This window comes from Pseudomonas versuta, assembly GCF_001294575.1.
Taxonomy (GTDB): domain Bacteria; phylum Pseudomonadota; class Gammaproteobacteria; order Pseudomonadales; family Pseudomonadaceae; genus Aquipseudomonas; species Aquipseudomonas versuta.
In genome coordinates this window covers 3597364-3615179 of sequence record NZ_CP012676.1, presented here as the reverse complement: position 1 = coordinate 3615179, position 17816 = coordinate 3597364, and the positions used below count along the sequence as shown (strand labels likewise).

Genomic DNA, 17816 nt, shown 5'->3' with positions numbered 1-17816 from the left:
AACCATGACCCGCCACAGCTTTCTCGATCAATCGCTCTTCAACGACCTGGCAGAGAAAGCTGCCGGCAACCCCCGTGGTCGCCAGCATCACAACTTGCATCAGATGGAAGAGCCCTGCCATCGCATGGTGGTGGGGTTGCAACCCTCAACCTATGTTCCGCCGCACCGGCACCTGGGTAGTGACAAGGTTGAAACCCTGTTGGTACTCAAGGGTACGCTTGGGGTCCTGATCTTTGATGAGCAAGGCCGGGTGCTCGACAAGCGTGTGTTGCAAGCTGCTGGCGAGAGTCTTGGGGTTGATTTGCCGCCTGGCGTTTTTCATGGCCTGGTGGTGCTTGAAGCCGACAGCCTGATGTTCGAGTGCAAGGCAGGGCCTTATCGGCCGGTGGGGGATGGCGAACTGGCGCCGTGGGCACCTCGCGAAGGGGAGCCCGGGGTGGCCGAGTATCAGCGCTGGATGCGTGCCCAGTTCGATAAAACTGCAGGTTGACGCTGGCTTACTCTCGCGTTTGATCGCGCATACGATCTTCCCTTCGATCGCCACTAGGCTGACCCGACATGCTGGCTATCTTCCTTCAGACGCTTACGATCACTGCTCCCGTGTTTGCCATGCTGTTTCTGGGGGTAGTGCTCAAGCGCGTGGGCTGGATCAATGACAACTTTATCCACACTGCGTCGGCACTGGTGTTCAACGTCACCATGCCGGCGTTGTTGTTTCTGGGTATTTTGCATGCCGATCTCAGGGCCGCCTTGCAGCCCAAGGTGCTCGGTTATTTCACCGTGGCGACTCTTGCCAGCTTTGCCCTGGCCTGGGGCTGGTCGATCTGGCGCTGCCCGCCGGCTGAGCGCGGTATTTACACTCAAGGTGCTTTTCGCGGCAACAACGCGGTCATCGGTCTGGCCCTGGCGGCCAGCATGTATGGCGATTACGGCATTTCGCTGGGGGCAGTGCTCGCGGCGCTGGTGATTCTGCTCTACAACACGTTGTCGACGATCGTGCTGGCGGTGTACAGCCCGGTGATCAAGTCCGATCCGTGGAGCATCTGCAAAAGTGTGTTCAAGAACCCGCTGATCATCAGTGTGCTGGTGGCGACCCCGTTTGCCGCGTTCAAGCTCAGCCTGCCGCACTGGTTGCAAACCTCGGGCGAATATTTGGCATCGATGACTTTGCCGCTGGCATTGATTTGCATCGGCGGCACGCTGTCGTTGGCCAGCTTGCGCAAAAGTGGCGAGCTGGCAATGAGCGCGAGTCTGGTGAAAATGGTCAGCCTGCCACTGCTGACGACCCTGGGCGCCTGGCTTTGTGGCTTTCGCGGGCCGGAGCTGGGTACGCTGTTTTTGTACTTTGCCAGCCCGACAGCGGCGGCCAGCTATGTCATGGCCCGGGCTGCCAACGGCAACCATGAGCTGGCAGCAGCCATTATCGTGATCACCACCCTGATGGCTGCGATCACGACCAATATCGGGATTTTTGTGTTGCAGTGGGGCGGCTGGATTTAGCCAGTCCCTGGTGGCTGGAACGTCAGTGTTGCCGACGCCATGCACGCAGGGTACTGAACAGAATAAACACCAGCAGCGCCGGCAAGATATAAAACAGCATCAGATGTTCGAGCTTTGCGGCCAGGGGCATGCCGGTAGTGAATGACACTACGTGCAGGCCGTAGGCCAGATACAGCCCCAGAAGCAACACACCTTCGCCGCGGGTCACGCGGTACCCGGCATAGAACACCGGCAGGCACAGTGCTGCGACACCCAGCATTACCGGCAGGTCGAACGTCAGCGCATTGGGCGAGACGGACAGCGGCTGCGGTGCCACAAGGGCCGTAAGGCCAAGCACACCGAGCAGGTTGAAGACGTTACTGCCAATCACGTTGCCGACGGCTATTTCGCGCTGGCCCCGCAAGGCGGCGATCAGTGACGTGGCCAGCTGTGGCAGTGAGGTGCTGACGGCGATGATGGTCAGGCCGATGATGCGCTCGGATAATCCCAGCTCTGTGGCGATATTGACCGCAGCCCCCAGCAGCAAGTGTCCGGCCAGCCCCAGCAACGCCAGGGCCGCAAGCATCAGTAAGCCATTGTGCAGGCTTGAAGTGGGGGGCAGTTCGTGGCTGGCGTGATGATGGCCGCTGTGGCGTGACTGGCGCAGCAGCAGGCCGAAATAGATCAGCAGGCCGCACAACAATATGACGCCATCGAGGCGGTCGAGTTGTTTGTTCAGTGCCAGGGCGAACACCAGGCCGCTGGCCAGGATCATCAGGGGAATATCCAGGCGCACCAGTTGGCGTGACACGCGCAGCGGAATAATCAGCGCCGAGAGCCCGAGAGTGACCAGAATGTTGAAGATATTGCTGCCGATGACGCTGCCGACGGCAATGTCCGGGGTGCCATTGAACGCGGCTTGCAGGCTGACCGTCATTTGCGGTGCACTGCTGCCCAGCGCAACCACGGTCAAGCCGATGAGCAATGGGCGAATCTTCAGGTTGGCGGCGATACGCATGGCGCAGCGCACCAGCAATTCGGCGCCGGCAATCAGTAAAACCAGGCCGCAGAGCAGTTGCAGCAGACTCCATGGTGATAATGCGTTCAACCCTAAAATGTTGACCACTCCTCGATTAGTCGCTCAGGCCCTGAACCCGGACCTTGGCTGTACCGCTGCCCAGCATATCCAACTGTTTGGCGGCTTCGCGTGAAAGATCGATCAGCCGGCCTCGAGTATGCGGTCCGCGATCATTGATGCGTACTACCACAGACTCGTCGTTGCGAAGGTTGGTGACCAGCACTCGAGTGCCGAATGGCAGCCCGGGGTGGGCGGCTGTGAGGGCATGCTGGTTGAAGGGTTCGCCGCTGGCAGTCCGTTTACCGTGGTGGCGAGCGCCGTAATACGAGGCAATGCCGGTTTTGTCATAGCCCCGAGGGTCTACGTCATGGCTGGCACAGCCGGCGAGCAAGCTGAGCAGGGCGCAGGCGCCGAGTAGCCGCTTCATGGGGGGAATCCTTTTATTGCAGTGTGTGGTTAGCCCGCGCCCGCGGGAGATCCATGTTCAACAGATCTCCCGCGGGCATCTTGCTTAGCCTTCGAGTTTGCTTTTCAGCAGTTCGTTGACTTGTTGCGGATTGGCTTTGCCTTTGGAGGCTTTCATTGCCTGGCCCACGAAGAAGCCGAACATCTTGGCGCGTTTGGCTTCATCAGCTGCGCGGTATTGTTCGACTTGCTCGGCATTGGCTGCCAGCACTTCGTCCAGCACCTTTTCAATTGCGCCGCTGTCGGTCACTTGCTTGAGGCCGCGCTTGTCGATCACTTCGTCTGCGCTGCCTTCGCCATTGGCCATCGCTTCAAACACGACCTTGGCGATTTTGCCGGAGATAGTGTTGTCGGTGATGCGCAACAGCATGCCACCCAGTTGCTCGGCGCTGACCGGGGACTGGTCGATATCCAGGCTTTGCTTGTTGAGCAGGCTGCCCAGCTCGACCATGACCCAGTTGGCCGCCAGTTTGGCGTCACCAGCAATGCTGACCACTTTCTCGAAGTAGTCGGCCTGTTCACGGCTCGAAGCGAGGACGCTGGCGTCGTAGGCCGAGAGGCCGAATTGCGACTGGAAGCGCTCGCGCTTTTGCGGTGGCAGTTCAGGCAGGGTGGCGCGAACGTCTTCGATAAACGAATCTTCGATCACCACCGGCAGCAGGTCCGGATCGGGGAAGTAACGGTAGTCGTTGGCTTCCTCTTTGCTGCGCATGGCGCGGGTTTCGTCCTTGTTCGGGTCATACAGGCGAGTTTGCTGAATAACCTTGCCGCCATCTTCGATCAGCTCGATCTGGCGCTGTACTTCGCTGTTGATCGCTTTTTCAATAAAGCGGAACGAGTTGACGTTCTTGATCTCGCAGCGGGTACCGAACTCAGCCTGGCCAACCGGGCGAATCGACACGTTGCAGTCGCAACGCAGCGAGCCTTCGGCCATGTTGCCGTCGCAGATGCCCAGGTAGCGCACCAGCGCGTGCATCGCCTTGACGTAGGCCACTGCTTCTTTGGCACTGCGCATGTCCGGCTCGGAAACGATCTCGAGCAGAGGCGTACCGGCACGGTTCAAGTCAATGCCGGTGGAACCGCTGAAGTCTTCATGCAGGCTTTTGCCGGCATCTTCTTCCAGGTGCGCACGCGTGATGCCGACACGTTTGACGGTGCCGTCTTCCAGAGTGATGTCCAGGTGGCCCTTGCCGACGATCGGCAACTCCATCTGGCTGATCTGGTAGCCCTTGGGCAGGTCGGGGTAGAAGTAGTTTTTGCGGGCAAACACGTTGTGCTGAACGATTTCAGCATCAACGGCCAGGCCGAACATAACAGCCATGCGCACGGCTTCCTGGTTCAGCACCGGCAATACGCCAGGCATGCCCAGGTCAACCAGGCTGGCCTGGGTGTTCGGTTCTGCACCAAAGGTGGTGGCACTACCGGAGAAAATCTTCGATTGGGTGGCGAGCTGGGAGTGAATTTCCAGCCCGATCACAACTTCCCATTGCATGTGTGTTTCCTCAGAAGCCGGCAGGTGAGCGCAGGTGCCAGTCAGTGTTCAACTGGTACTGATGCGCGACGTTGAGCAAGCGACCTTCCTGGAAGTAGGGTGCAAGCAACTGCACGCCGACCGGCAGGCCATCGACAAAACCGGCCGGCATCGAGAGGCCCGGCAGGCCCGCGAGGTTGGCGGTGATGGTGTACACGTCTTCCAGATAGGCAGAAACCGGGTCGCTGTTTTTAGCGCCGATTTTCCAGGCCGGGTTAGGTGTGGTCGGGCCGAGGATGATGTCGACTTCATTGAATGCGGTCATGAAGTCGTTTTTGATCAGGCGACGGATTTTTTGCGCTTGCAGGTAGTAAGCGTCGTAGTAGCCAGCCGACAGGGCGTAGGCACCTACCAGGATCCGGCGCTGTACTTCGGGGCCAAAGCCCTCGGCGCGCGAGCGCTTGTACAGGTCGGTGAGGTCTTTCGGGTCTTCGCAGCGATGGCCAAAGCGCACGCCGTCAAAACGCGACAGGTTGGAGGAGGCCTCGGCGGGTGCGATCACGTAGTACGCAGGAATCGCGTGCTGCATGTTAGGCAGGCTGATGTGCTTGATCACGGCGCCCAGCTTTTCGAGCTCCTGGATGCTGGTGTGGATCAGCTGCGCGATACGCGGGTCCAGGCCTTCGCTGAAATACTCTTTCGGCACGCCGATACGCAGGCCCTGCAGCGAGCCATTGAGGCTGGCGCTGTAGTCCGGCACGGGTTCGTCGATGCTGGTGGAGTCTTGAGGATCGAAACCGGCCATGCCTTGCAACAGAATGGCGCAGTCTTCTGCAGTGCGAGCCAACGGGCCGCCCTGGTCAAGACTGGAGGCGTACGCAATCATGCCCCAGCGCGAAACACGACCGTAGGTCGGTTTCAGGCCGGTGAGGTTGGTCAGGGCCGCCGGCTGGCGGATCGAGCCGCCGGTGTCGGTGCCGGTTGCAGCAGGCAGCAGGCGAGCGGCAACGGCCGCCGCCGAACCACCCGACGAACCGCCGGGCACGTGCTCCAGGTTCCACGGGTTTTTCACTGCGCCGTAGTAGCTCGACTCGTTGGCCGACCCCATGGCGAACTCGTCCATGTTGGTCTTGCCCAGGGTCACGGCGCCTGCTGCGGCCAGTTTGGCGACCACGGTGGCGTCATACGGAGCCTTGAAGTTGTCGAGCATCTTCGAGCCGCAGCTGGTGCGCACGCCCAGGGTACAGAACAGGTCTTTGTGACCGATCGGTGCGCCCAGCAATGCGCCGGTTTCACCGTTGGCGCGACGTGCGTCAGCGGCCTTGGCCTGCTCCAGGGCGAGGTCTTCGGTGAGGGTGATGAAGCTGTTGAGCTGAGGATCGAGCTGGGCGATACGCGCCAGCAAGGTCTTGGTCAGCTCTTCGGAAGAAAACTTTTTATCGGCGAGTCCGCGGGCGATCTCGGCCAGAGTCAATTGATGCATGCAGGCTCTTTCCCTTTACTCGATGACTTTCGGAACCAGATAAAGGCCGTTTTCGACCGCTGGTGCGATGGACTGGTAAGCCTCGCGATGATTACTTTCAGTCACGACGTCTGCGCGCAGGCGCTGGCTGGCTTCCAGGGGGTGGGCCAGAGGCTCGATACCGGTGGTGTCGACAGCCTGCATCTGATCAATCAGCCCCAGAATGCTATTAAGGGCTTCGGTGGTGCGTGGGATATCGGCATCATTGAGACCCAGGCGGGCCAAATGAGCGATTTTTTCCACGTCGGAGCGTTCAAGCGCCATGGGATTCTCCAGTGGAAAACAGGACGGATGCTATCCGTGTGTTAGATTGTCGGAACACTACCGCATTTCTACGGTCATATGGCCGCGATTGTGGGGGTTGGTGCTCTGAAAAGCTGCCAATTTAACATATTGGCGCCTTGCCCAAAATCCCTGTCGTTGTTAGAGTTTGCCGCACTTTTTTACCCACGCGTTGCCTAGGGTCCCTTTCCCATGTTCAAGAAACTGCGTGGCATGTTTTCCAGCGATCTTTCCATCGACCTGGGCACTGCCAACACCCTTATTTACGTGCGTGAGCGCGGTATTGTCCTGAATGAGCCGTCGGTTGTGGCAATTCGGACGCACGGTAATCAGAAAAGTGTCGTTGCCGTCGGCACCGAGGCCAAGCGCATGCTCGGCCGTACACCGGGCAACATTGCAGCCATTCGTCCGATGAAAGATGGCGTTATCGCCGACTTCAGCGTTTGCGAAAAAATGCTGCAGTATTTTATCAACAAGGTGCATGAAAACAGTTTTCTGCAACCAAGCCCGCGGGTCCTGATTTGCGTTCCTTGCAAATCGACTCAGGTAGAGCGTCGCGCCATTCGTGAGTCGGCACTTGGTGCCGGTGCCCGTGAAGTGTTCCTCATCGAAGAGCCAATGGCTGCTGCCATCGGTGCCGGCTTGCCGGTTGAGGAAGCGCGCGGTTCGATGGTTGTCGATATCGGTGGCGGTACCACTGAAATCGCGCTGATCTCCCTGAACGGTGTGGTTTACGCCGAATCCGTGCGGGTTGGTGGCGACCGTTTCGACGAAGCGATCATCACATATGTGCGTCGTAACTACGGCAGCCTCATTGGCGAGTCGACGGCCGAGCGCATCAAGACCGAAATCGGTACGGCTTTCCCGGGCGGTGAAGTGCGTGAAGTCGACGTGCGTGGCCGTAACCTGGCAGAAGGTGTGCCACGTGCCTTCACCCTGAACTCCAATGAAGTGCTTGAGGCTCTGCAAGAGTCCCTGGCAACCATCGTTCAGGCTGTGAAAAGTGCGCTGGAGCAGTCTCCGCCAGAGCTGGCTTCGGACATCGCCGAGCGCGGTCTGGTGCTGACCGGTGGTGGCGCCTTGTTGCGTGACCTCGACAAGTTGCTGGCCCAGGAAACTGGCCTGCCGGTAATTGTTGCCGAAGACCCGCTGACCTGTGTTGCGCGTGGCGGTGGCCGTGCGCTGGAAATGATGGATAAACACACGATGGACTTGCTCTCCAGCGAATAAGATCGCGTGGTGCAGTCCTATGGTTATCACCAGAAGGTAGCACTTTGCAGTGCTGCCTTTTGGCGTTTATCTTCTGTCAATCTTCATCCAGGCCGCTTTGAAGCCGTATGAATAAATTGAACACTTGCCCGGGAGGAGCGGCTTATTAAACCGCTCTTCGCCAAAGGCCCCTCATTGGGCGTGCGCTTGTTGGTGCTGGTCGTGCTATCGGTCGCGCTAATGGTAGTGGATGCCCGCTTCACATTGCTCAAGCCCGTGCGCAGTCAAATGTCGCTGGTGCTGATGCAGTCCTATTGGATTACCGATTTTCCGCAGCGCTTGTGGCAGGGTGTGGCCAGTCAATTCGGCAGCCGTACCGAGCTGGTCGCGGATAACGAAAAACTCAAAACCGAAAACCTTCTGCTTCAGGGCCGCATGCAAAAGCTGGCCTCCCTGACCGAGCAGAACGTTCGCCTGCGCGAGTTGTTGAACTCTTCTGCGCTGGTGAACGAGAAGGTTGAAGTGGCCGAGTTGATCGGCATGGACCCGAACCCCTTTACCCATCGCATCATCATCAACAAGGGTGAACGCGACGGCGTAGTGCTGGGGCAGCCGGTGCTCGATGCTCGAGGCCTGATGGGGCAAGTGGTTGAGCTGATGCCCTATACCTCACGGGTTTTGTTGCTGACCGATACCACCCATAGTATTCCGGTGCAGGTAAACCGTAACGGTTTGCGCGCCATTGCCAGCGGTACGGGTAATCCCGAGCGTCTGGAATTGCGCCATGTGGCCGACACCGCGGATATCAAGGTGGGTGACTTGCTGGTCAGCTCGGGCCTGGGCCAGCGTTTCCCGGCCGGGTATCCAGTGGCAACCGTCAAAGAAGTGATTCATGACTCGGGTCAGCCGTTCGCCATTGTGCGTGCCGTTCCGACAGCCGCCTTGAACCGCAGTCGCTATTTACTGCTGGTATTCAGCGACAGCCGCACCCCGGAAGAGCGCGCCAACGATGCAGCCAAGGCCCAGGAGGCCGAGCAGAACGGTGAAGCACCTCCGGTCATTCCGGCAACTGTGCCCAAACCGGTAGTGCCTGCGGTTGCACCTGCACCTGCACCGGTTGCTACTCCGGTCCCGGCTGCCAGCCATTCCGGTGCGGTGAAAAAACCTGCTCCAGCGCCAACCCCCGCCGCAGCCAACCCGCCAGCAGCTGCGCCGGCCACGACTCGGGAGAGGCAATAATGGCGAGTACCCGTTCGAATAATGGCTGGATGATCTGGCTAACGTTCGCCATCGGCCTGTTACTCAGCATTTCGCCGATGCCGCAGTTCATGGAAATCCTGCGTCCGCTCTGGCTGGCCTTGTTACTGGCTTTCTGGGCGCTCTACATGCCGCATAAGGTGGGCATGGTCACGGCATGGTGCCTGGGGCTGGCCGAAGATGTGCTGTACGGCACGTTACTGGGGCAGAACGCATTAATTCTGACCCTCATTACGTTCCTGGTGCTGTCGCTGCAGCAGCGTCTGCGGATGTTCCCCATGTGGCAGCAAAGCTTGGTGATTCTGGTGATCTTCGGTCTCGCTCAGCTGGCTCAGTTGTGGCTAAGTGCTTTGACCGGCAACCGACAACCAACCCTGGCGCTGATACTGCCTGCGCTAGTCAGCGCACTGCTTTGGCCTTGGGTCAGTTACGGTCTGCGCGGGTTGCGCAGACGTTTTAAAATCAATTAACAGGAGCGCGAGCCATTTCCTGGTTTGTGCACTTTGACAGGGAGATGTCACGATGCTTTCGCTTTATCTGGCTTCTGGTTCGCCACGTCGACGCGAGTTGCTGACTCAAATCGGCGTGTCGTTCAATACAATCAGTGCCGCCATTGACGAAACCCCTTTTGCAAACGAATCCCCTGTGGCCTATGTCGAGCGCCTGGCGCTGGAAAAGGCCCGGGCGGGATTTGATCGGCTGCTCAAATCGATACTCGGCAGCACATTTTGCGTGCTGGGTGCTGACACGGCCGTCGTGCTTGATGGTCGCATTCTTGGCAAGCCAGTCGACGAGGTGGATGCCTTGGCTATGCTCATGGCGTTATCTGGCCGCGAGCATGAAGTACTGACTGCCGTGGCGCTTATTGATGCCGAGCGCAGTGAAACTCGCGTCGTGAGAAGCCGGGTCAGCTTTCGAAACATCAGTAAACAAGAAGCCTGCCTGTATTGGGCCAGCGGTGAACCTCAGGACAAAGCAGGTGGTTACGCCATTCAGGGGCTGGCCGCAGTGTTCGTTGCAGGCCTTAATGGCAGTTATTCGGGCGTGGTGGGGTTACCTGTATGCGAAACCGCAGAACTGCTGGGGCATTTCGGCATACCCTGTTGGCAAAACCTTAACGTGCGCTGAATACCGCACCTACGAGACGTGGCACTAATGTGATGACGCCTGAACGAGACCCAGCCATGAGTGAAGAGATCCTGATCAACATCACGCCGATGGAATCGCGCGTGGCGGTGGTAGAGAACGGTGTTCTGCAAGAGGTGCATGTCGAGCGTACCCAGCGCCGGGGCATTGTCGGCAATATTTATAAAGGCAAGGTGGTCAGGGTTTTACCCGGCATGCAGGCTGCCTTTGTCGATATCGGTCTGGACCGTGCGGCATTCATTCACGCCTCCGAGATTTCCCTGCGCGAAGGCCAGGCCGTAGAAAGCATCAGTGCGCTGGTGCATGAAGGCCAAAGCCTGGTGGTGCAAGTCACCAAAGACCCGATTGCCTCCAAGGGCGCACGCCTCACCACTCAACTATCGATCCCTTCGCGCTATCTGGTGTACATGCCACGTACCGCGCATGTAGGCATTTCGTTGAAAATCGAAGACGAAGCCGAGCGTGACCGCCTCAAGCAGGTGGTCAGCGATTGCGTGGCCAAAGAGGGGATCAAGGAAGCCGGTGGCTTCATTCTGCGTACGGCGGCCGAGGGTGCCGGGGCCGAAGAAATCCTCATGGACATCCGTTACCTGCGGCGCCTGTGGGACCAGATTGGCTCGCAGATCAAAACCGTCGGCGCCCCGAGCGTGATCTATGAGGACCTGGGGCTGGCGTTGCGCACATTGCGTGACCTGGTCAGCCCCAAGATCGAAAAAATCCGCATCGATTCACGTGAAACCTTTCAACGGACCACGCAGTTTGTTGCCGAACTGATGCCGGAAATTGCGGATCGCCTTGAGCACTACCCGGGCGAGCGGCCGATTTTTGATCTCTATGGTGTCGAAGACGAGATCCAGAAAGCGCTGGATCGCAAGGTGCCGCTCAAGTCCGGTGGTTATCTGGTGGTTGATCCGGCGGAAGCCATGACCACTATCGACGTTAACACCGGCGCATTTGTGGGGCACCGCAACCTCGAAGAAACCATCTTCAAGACCAACCTCGAAGCCGCCACCGCCATCGCCCGGCAACTGCGCCTGCGCAACCTGGGCGGGATCATCATCATCGATTTCATCGACATGGAAGATGAAGAGCACCAGCGTCAGGTCTTGCGCACCCTCGAAAAACAACTTGAGCGTGATCACGCCAAGACCAACATCATCGGTATCACTGAGCTGGGCCTGGTGCAGATGACCCGCAAGCGCACCCGCGAGAGCCTGGAGCAGGTGCTGTGTGAGCCCTGCGTATGCTGTCAGGGCCGTGGCAAGCTGAAAACTGCGGAAACCATCTGCTACGAGATTTTCCGTGAAATTCTCCGGGAAGCACGCGCTTACCAGGCTGTTGGCTATCGTGTATTGGCTAATCAGAAAGTTGTCGATCGCTTGCTGGACGAAGAGTCGGGCAACGTCGCCGAACTGGAAGGATTTATCGGGCGTACGATCCGCTTTCAAGTCGAAACAATGTATTCCCAGGAACAATACGACGTGGTGCTGCTCTGAAGTATCCTGCATGCCGCATTAGAAAGGGGCTCACTCCTGCCCCTTTGATCATCATTGAAGGGGCCGCCTGACATGGAGCGTCTAAAACGCTTTTTTGCCGCGTTGACCCGTTGGGGGCTAGGGTCGGTCGCCTTGATTCTGGTGCTCACGGCGCTGTACGTCAGCCTGGGTCGCGAACTGACACCCCTGATCGCCGAGTATCGCGTAGAAGTCCAGAACAAAGCCCGCGAAGTCCTGGATATGCCGCTGACCATTGGCAGCCTTGAAGGGCGCTGGAGTGGCATGAGGCCAGTGTTGTTGGCCCACGATGTCATGGTCGGGGAGGGCAACAGTGCCCTGCGTCTGGATCAAGTGCAGGTGGTTCCCGATATGTGGGCCAGCCTGCTGAACCGAGAAATTCGTCTTGCCCATGTGCAACTTGATGGCCTGCAACTGAGCTTGCGTCAGGACCAGAATGGTCATTGGGCGCTTGAAGGGTTGCCGGTACAGGACGATCAGCCGCTGGACCCTGAGCAGCTGTTGAATCAATTGCAGCGTGTGGCCCGGGTGTCGCTGCTTGATAGCCAGGTGACTCTGGAACCGTGGGCGCACGCCCCGATGACCCTGACCTATGTGGGGCTCTCTCTTGATGCGGGAGCCTCTGATCAGCGGCTCGATGCCCGCTTCACCCTGCCTGATGGCCAGCCTGTGGCGATGAGCCTCAAGGCACAGGTCCAGGCCAGCCACTGGCGCGACGGTGCGGTTCAAACCTATCTGAGCTTGCCGCAAAGTGATTGGGCCAAGTGGTTGCCCGCCAGCCTGATCAAGCCCTGGAAAGTGTCCGAGCTAAAAGCCGGCGGTGAATTCTGGTTTAACTGGAGCAAGGGCTCGGTGCAAAGTGCCGTTGCGCGCTTGAATGCGCCATCACTGCGCGGTGCTTACGCAGAGCGAAAGCCTGAGGCCGTTGAGGACCTGGCGCTGCATGCCTGGGTCCAGCGTGCAGATCAAGGCTTCAAAGTGGTGCTGGATTCACTGGCGATGAATCTGGGCAAGGAGCGCTGGGAAACCCGGATGCAGTTGCAGCAGTTCGCCGCTACCGACAAAGAGCAGGGACGCTGGCACTTACAAGCCGATCACCTGGATCTGACTCCGATCACCCCGTTGATGGATTCCCTCGCGCCAGTGCCAGAGGCCGCCGCTAAAGTCATCGATCAACTGAAGGTGACCGGGGCATTACGCAATGTGCTGGTCGACTATCGGCCCGATGCCACCGACGATCAAAAGCTCAGCTTTGCTGCCAACCTGCAACAAGTGGGTTTCAATGCCACCCATGGCGCGCCTGCGGCACGTAATGTCAGCGGTCTGATCAGCGGGGATCTGGGTAAGGGCGAGCTGCGCCTGGACAGCAAAGACTTCTCGCTGCACCTGGAGCCGATTTTCGCCAAGCCCTGGCAATACCTGCAGGCCAACGCCTTGCTCACCTGGAAGCTGGATAAAAACAGCTTCACCCTGATAGCGCCTGCCATCAAAGTGCTGGGGAGGAAGGCAAGATTGCCGCTGACTTCTTGATCCGTATTCATATGGATCATTCTGAAGAAGACTACATGGACCTGCGCGTAGGTCTGAGCGATGGCGATGGGCGCTTTACCCCCAAATACCTGCCTGAGGTATTGAGCCCGGCGCTCACCGAATGGCTGAGTACGGCCATTATCAAAGGCAAGGTTGAAGAAGGCTTCTTCCAGTATCAGGGCTCGCTCAGTCACGATGCGGTGGCAGCGGCGCGCAATATCAGCCTGTTCTTCAAGGTTCATGGAGCCGAGCTGGATTTCCAGCCCGGTTGGCCCCATGTGCGCAATGTGTCGGGTGATGTATTCATCGAAGACAGCGGTGTACGCATCATGGCCAGTCAAGGTCAGTTACTCGACACCAAGGTGCGCAATGTCGCGGTCAGTATTCCCCATGTGCCCGCGGGCAAGGTCAGCCACCTGTTTCTGGACGGCGATTTTGATGGTGGCCTGGGCGACGGTCTGAAAATCCTTCAGGAAGCACCGATCGGTACGGCCGACACCTTTGCCGGATGGCAAGGCGAAGGTTCGCTCAAAGGCCGTGTCGACCTCGATATCCCTCTGGAAAAAAGTGTAGAGCCGAAGATCCTGGTGGACTTCAAAACCGACAAGGCGCGCTTGAAACTCAGCGAGCCCGAACTTGAGTTGACTCAACTCAAGGGTGACTTTCGTTTTGACAGTGCCAAAGGCTTAAGTGGTAAAGGGATCAGTGCAAGGGTCTTTGATCGCCCGGTTACGGCGCAGATATTCGCTGATGGCAAGCCAGGCAGGCTGAGCACCCGTGTGGTGGCAAACGGTCAGGTCGGGGTCAAGAAACTCACTGACTGGCTCAAGTTCAACCAGCCGATACCCGTCTCCGGGGATTTGCCTTATCAACTGCAGCTCACTCTGGATGGAGCCGACAGCCAGTTGCGGGTCAGTTCCAGTCTAAAAGGCGCCGTGGTCGATCTGCCGGCACCGTTCGGCCTGACCTCCAGCCAAACCCGCAATACCATATTCCGCATGACCCTGCAGGGGGCCGAGCGCCGGTACTGGTTTGACTACGGCGATCTGGCAAACCTGACCTTCGCTGCGCCCAACGGCAAATTCGAAGATGGGCGAGGCGAGTTGTTCCTGGGGGATGGCGACCCTGTGTTGCCGCCCACCAAAGGGTTACGCATTCGCGGCGTACTGTCGGAGCTAGACGTTGCGCCATGGCAGGCTCTGGTGGAACGCTATGCGGGCAAGGACCCGGGAGGCAGCGCCAAGCAGATGCTCAGCAGTGCGGACTTCAAGGTAGGCAAGCTGACCGCGTTCGGTACACAACTGGATCAGGTCAGCCTGCAGATGAAGCGCAGTGCGGCGTCCTGGGGGCTACAGATTGACAGCAAGCAGGCCACGGGCTCTGTGACCTTGCCCGATGCCAAAAACGCTCCGATTGTGGTCACGATGCAGACCATTCGCCTGCCGGCACCTGATCCCAAGGCCGTGACTGACGACAATTCCCCGGACCCGCTGGCTTCAGTCGATCCACGCAAAATACCTGCGCTGGACATCATTATTCGCCAGCTTTATCAAGGGCCGGACCTGCTGGGCGCATGGTCGCTGAAAGTGCGTCCTACCAGCCGCGGAATCAACCTTAACGATCTGAACCTGGGGCTCAAGGGCTTGCTGCTCGAAGGTTCGGGCGGTTGGGATGGGGTCGCCGGTGCGAGCAACAGCTGGTACAGGGGGCGTATCGGCGGGCGTAATCTGGCTGACGTATTGAAGAACTGGGGCTTTGCGCCGAGTGTAACCAGTGACAATTTCCATGTGGACGTTGATGGGCGCTGGCCGGGTTCTCCTGCCTGGATCGGCCTCAAGCGTTTCTCGGGCACCCTGGATGCTTCGTTGAATAAAGGCCAGTTTGTCGAGGTCGATGGCAGCGCTCAGGTGTTGCGTATTTTTGGCCTGTTGAACTTCAACGCCATCGGCCGCCGCTTGCGTCTGGATTTCTCGGATCTGTTTGGCAAAGGCTTGAGCTATGACCGGGTCAAAGGTGTGCTCAATGCCAGCAGTGGGGTTTACAGCACATCCCGGCCGGTGCTGATGACCGGGCCGTCCACGAACCTTGAACTCAGTGGCACGCTGAATATGATCACCGACCAGGTCAACGCCAAACTGCTGGTGACCCTGCCTGTGACCAACAACCTGCCACTGGCAGCCCTGCTGGTGGGCGGACCGGCGGCAGGTGGAGCCATGTTCTTACTCAACAAACTGATCGGTGATCAGGTGTCGCGCTTCGCCAGTGTGCAATACAGCATCCAGGGCCCGTGGATCGATCCGAAGATCACGTTCGACAAGCCTTTTGAGAAAAACTAGGAGTAGCATGGCGTCAGACAGTTCAAGGAGTGCGCCATGTCGCTTGCAGTGATTCAAATGGTCAGTCAGAGCGACGTGCTGGCCAATCTGGCCCAGGCCCGGCGTTTGCTGGAGCAGGCCGCAGAGCGCGGTGCGCAGCTGGCCGTACTGCCGGAAAATTTCGTGGCGATGGGCCGGCGTGATGTCGTCGATATCGGTCGCGCCGAGGCCATGGGGCAGGGGCCGATCCTGCCATGGTTGAAACAGACTGCTCGTGACCTCAACTTATGGATAGTGGCAGGCACTTTACCGCTGCCGCCCGAGGGGCAACCAAACGCCAAGGTCAACGCCTGTTCATTGTTGATCAATGCCGATGGCGAGCAGGCAGCGCGGTACGACAAACTGCACCTGTTTGATGTGGACGTGTCTGACAGTCGTGGTCGTTACCGTGAATCCGATGACTATGCGCCGGGCACCCGGGTAGTAGTAGCCGATACCCCGGTAGGCAAACTGGGCCTCAGCGTCTGTTACGACCTGCGTTTTCCGGAGCTGTATAGCGAGTTAAGGGCAGCTGGCGCTGAGTTGATTAGCGCGCCGTCGGCTTTTACCGCGGTTACCGGCGAGGCGCACTGGGATGTACTGATTCGTGCGCGGGCTATAGAAACTCAATGCTACCTGTTGGCCGCAGCCCAGGGTGGGGAACATCCCGGGCCGCGTGAAACCTGGGGGCATGCCGCAATAATCGACCCTTGGGGGCGGGTGCTGGCAGAGCAGGCCAAAGGCGAAGGGGTGTTACTGGCCGAGCGTGACAGCGTAGAACAAGCGGCCATCAGGGCCCGCATGCCGGTGGTGAACCATCGGCGTTTTTTTTCGCAGGGTGCACAGAAGCAAGTTTAGAGCCGTTTCGGTTAGATGCATTTTTTGTGGGAGCTGACTTGCCAGCGATAGCAGCACGGCAGTGCGCCAGACAGATCCAGTTGTCTGCATCGCCAGCAAGCTGGCTCCCGCAGTAATTTTCAGGCCCGTGGATTCAGCGCTCAAAGATGCTGAAGCAGGGGCCAAGACGGAGTGAATATGAGCGACTTGTTGACCTCAGTCAGCGAACATCTGTTGGCACCGGGCGGTGTCACCATTGAAAGCCTGCAAAGCGTTTTGGGTGATCTGGCCGGGCCAGGCATTGATGCGGCGGATTTGTATTTCCAGGGCCAGATATCCGAGTCCTGGGCCCTGGAAGATGGCATTGTCAAAGAAGGCAGCTTCAACCTTGATCAGGGGGTAGGCGTACGTGCGCAATCCGGCGAAAAAACCGGATTTGCCTACAGCAACGCCATCACCCTGGAAGCACTGGGTCTGGCTGCACGTGCTGCGCGATCAATCTCGCGTGCCGGGCAAAACGGCACCGTTCAAGCCTTCACCACGCAAGATGTCGCTCAGCTGTATGCGCCGGATAACCCGCTGGAGGTCATCAGCCGCGCAGAAAAAGTCGAGCTGCTCAAGCGTGTCGATGCTGCCACGCGGGCGCTCGACCCGCGTATTCAACAGGTCACCGTGAGTATGGCCGGGGTCTGGGAACGCATTCTGGTGGCATCCACCGACGGCGGCCTGGCTGCGGATGTACGGCCTTTGGTGCGCTTCAACGTGAGTGTGATCGTCGAGCAAAATGGCCGTCGCGAGCGCGGCGGTCATGGCGGCGGGGGGCGTACCGATTACCGTTACTTCCTCACTGAAGACCGTGCCATGGGGTATGCCCGTGAGGCGCTGCGTCAGGCACTGGTCAACCTTGAGGCCGTGCCGGCTCCTGCGGGCACCATGCCGGTGGTACTGGGTTCCGGCTGGTCCGGCGTGTTGCTGCACGAAGCCGTCGGCCATGGTCTGGAAGGCGATTTCAACCGTAAGGGCAGTTCGGCCTACAGCGGGCGGATGGGCGAGATGGTTGCCTCCAAGCTGTGCACCATCGTCGATGACGGCACCCTGGCGGGTCGTCGTGGCTCGTTGAGCGTGGATGACGAAGGCACCCCTACCGAGTGCACGACGCTGATCGAAAATGGTGTGCTCAAGGGTTACATGCAGGACAAGCTCAATGCCCGACTGATGGGTGTGGCCCGCACCGGCAATGGCCGTCGCGAGTCCTACGCGCATCTGCCGATGCCGCGCATGACCAACACCTACATGCTGGGTGGCGAAAGTGATCCGGCCGAAATCATCGCATCGGTGAAGAAAGGCATTTACTGCGCGAATCTGGGCGGCGGACAGGTGGATATCACCAGCGGCAAGTTCGTGTTCTCCACCAGTGAGGCGTACATGATCGAGGACGGCAAAATCACTTACCCGATCAAAGGCGCGACCCTGATTGGCAACGGGCCGGAAGCGATGAGCAAGGTGTCGATGGTCGGTAACGATCTGGCGCTGGACAGCGGCGTGGGCACGTGTGGCAAGGATGGGCAGTCGGTGCCGGTGGGTGTGGGTCAGCCAACCTTGAAGATTGACGCGATCACCGTAGGCGGTACAGGCGGGTGATAAAGACTGGGTGGACTGCAATGCAGCCCAC

Annotated in this window: 14 protein-coding genes and 1 pseudogene; 10 read left to right on the top strand and 5 right to left on the bottom strand. The window is 58.9% G+C overall.

Annotation, left to right across the window (positions count from 1 at the left end):
• The first annotated feature begins 4 nt into the window (after positions 1 to 4).
• Positions 5 to 490, top strand: a complete 486-nt coding sequence (locus tag AOC04_RS16255) for a WbuC family cupin fold metalloprotein (RefSeq protein ID WP_060695137.1) — start codon at positions 5 to 7, stop codon at positions 488 to 490.
• A gap of 68 nt (positions 491 to 558) precedes the next feature.
• A complete protein-coding gene (locus AOC04_RS16250; RefSeq protein ID WP_060695135.1) occupies positions 559 to 1500 on the top strand; it encodes an AEC family transporter in 942 nt (313 codons plus the stop codon).
• Between the two features lie 22 nt (positions 1501 to 1522).
• Here the strand turns inward: AOC04_RS16250 and AOC04_RS16245 are convergent, their stop codons facing one another.
• From AOC04_RS16245 to gatC, 5 genes are all read right to left on the bottom strand, one after another.
• A complete protein-coding gene (locus AOC04_RS16245) occupies positions 1523 to 2563 on the bottom strand; it encodes a calcium/sodium antiporter (protein ID WP_060696970.1) in 1041 nt (346 codons plus the stop codon).
• Positions 2564 to 2612: 49 nt separating this feature from the next.
• Entirely contained in the window at positions 2613 to 2984 is a 372-nt protein-coding gene (locus AOC04_RS16240) for a septal ring lytic transglycosylase RlpA family protein (RefSeq protein ID WP_060695134.1), read from the bottom strand.
• Between the two features lie 84 nt (positions 2985 to 3068).
• The gene (gene gatB / locus AOC04_RS16235) at positions 3069 to 4514 is read right to left on the bottom strand and encodes an Asp-tRNA(Asn)/Glu-tRNA(Gln) amidotransferase subunit GatB (RefSeq protein WP_060695130.1); all 1446 of its coding nucleotides are present in this window, start codon (positions 4512 to 4514) and stop codon (positions 3069 to 3071) included.
• A 10-nt stretch (positions 4515 to 4524) separates the two neighbouring features.
• Positions 4525 to 5976: an Asp-tRNA(Asn)/Glu-tRNA(Gln) amidotransferase subunit GatA gene (gatA, locus tag AOC04_RS16230; protein ID WP_060695129.1), complete on the bottom strand. Its 1452-nt coding sequence runs from the start codon at positions 5974 to 5976 to the stop codon at positions 4525 to 4527.
• Positions 5977 to 5991: 15 nt separating this feature from the next.
• Positions 5992 to 6279, bottom strand: a complete 288-nt coding sequence (gene gatC / locus AOC04_RS16225; protein WP_003439854.1) for an Asp-tRNA(Asn)/Glu-tRNA(Gln) amidotransferase subunit GatC — start codon at positions 6277 to 6279, stop codon at positions 5992 to 5994.
• Positions 6280 to 6489: 210 nt separating this feature from the next.
• Between gatC and mreB the strand changes: the two genes are divergently transcribed.
• The 8 genes and pseudogenes from mreB (at position 6490) to tldD (ending at position 17785) form a co-directional block, all read left to right on the top strand.
• Complete coding sequence (gene mreB / locus AOC04_RS16220) at positions 6490 to 7527, top strand: rod shape-determining protein MreB (RefSeq protein ID WP_003439856.1); 1038 nt, start codon at positions 6490 to 6492, stop codon at positions 7525 to 7527.
• A 174-nt stretch (positions 7528 to 7701) separates the two neighbouring features.
• Positions 7702 to 8745 (top strand): rod shape-determining protein MreC, encoded by a 1044-nt coding sequence (gene mreC, locus AOC04_RS16215; protein WP_060695126.1) that lies wholly within the window; start codon positions 7702 to 7704, stop codon positions 8743 to 8745.
• Complete coding sequence (gene mreD / locus AOC04_RS16210) at positions 8745 to 9233, top strand: rod shape-determining protein MreD (protein WP_060695124.1); 489 nt, start codon at positions 8745 to 8747, stop codon at positions 9231 to 9233. The genes mreC and mreD overlap by 1 nt, the downstream gene beginning before the upstream one ends.
• 52 nt (positions 9234 to 9285) lie before the next feature.
• The gene (locus tag AOC04_RS16205) at positions 9286 to 9891 is read left to right on the top strand and encodes a Maf family protein (protein ID WP_060695122.1); all 606 of its coding nucleotides are present in this window, start codon (positions 9286 to 9288) and stop codon (positions 9889 to 9891) included.
• A 56-nt stretch (positions 9892 to 9947) separates the two neighbouring features.
• Positions 9948 to 11405 (top strand): ribonuclease G, encoded by a 1458-nt coding sequence (gene rng, locus AOC04_RS16200; protein WP_060695120.1) that lies wholly within the window; start codon positions 9948 to 9950, stop codon positions 11403 to 11405.
• Positions 11406 to 11477: 72 nt separating this feature from the next.
• Positions 11478 to 15289 (top strand): annotated as a pseudogene (locus AOC04_RS16195) (YhdP family protein).
• A gap of 36 nt (positions 15290 to 15325) precedes the next feature.
• Positions 15326 to 16165 (top strand): carbon-nitrogen hydrolase family protein, encoded by an 840-nt coding sequence (locus tag AOC04_RS16190; RefSeq protein WP_060695119.1) that lies wholly within the window; start codon positions 15326 to 15328, stop codon positions 16163 to 16165.
• A 177-nt stretch (positions 16166 to 16342) separates the two neighbouring features.
• A complete protein-coding gene (gene tldD / locus AOC04_RS16185) occupies positions 16343 to 17785 on the top strand; it encodes a metalloprotease TldD (protein WP_060695117.1) in 1443 nt (480 codons plus the stop codon).
• Positions 17786 to 17816 lie beyond the last annotated feature (31 nt).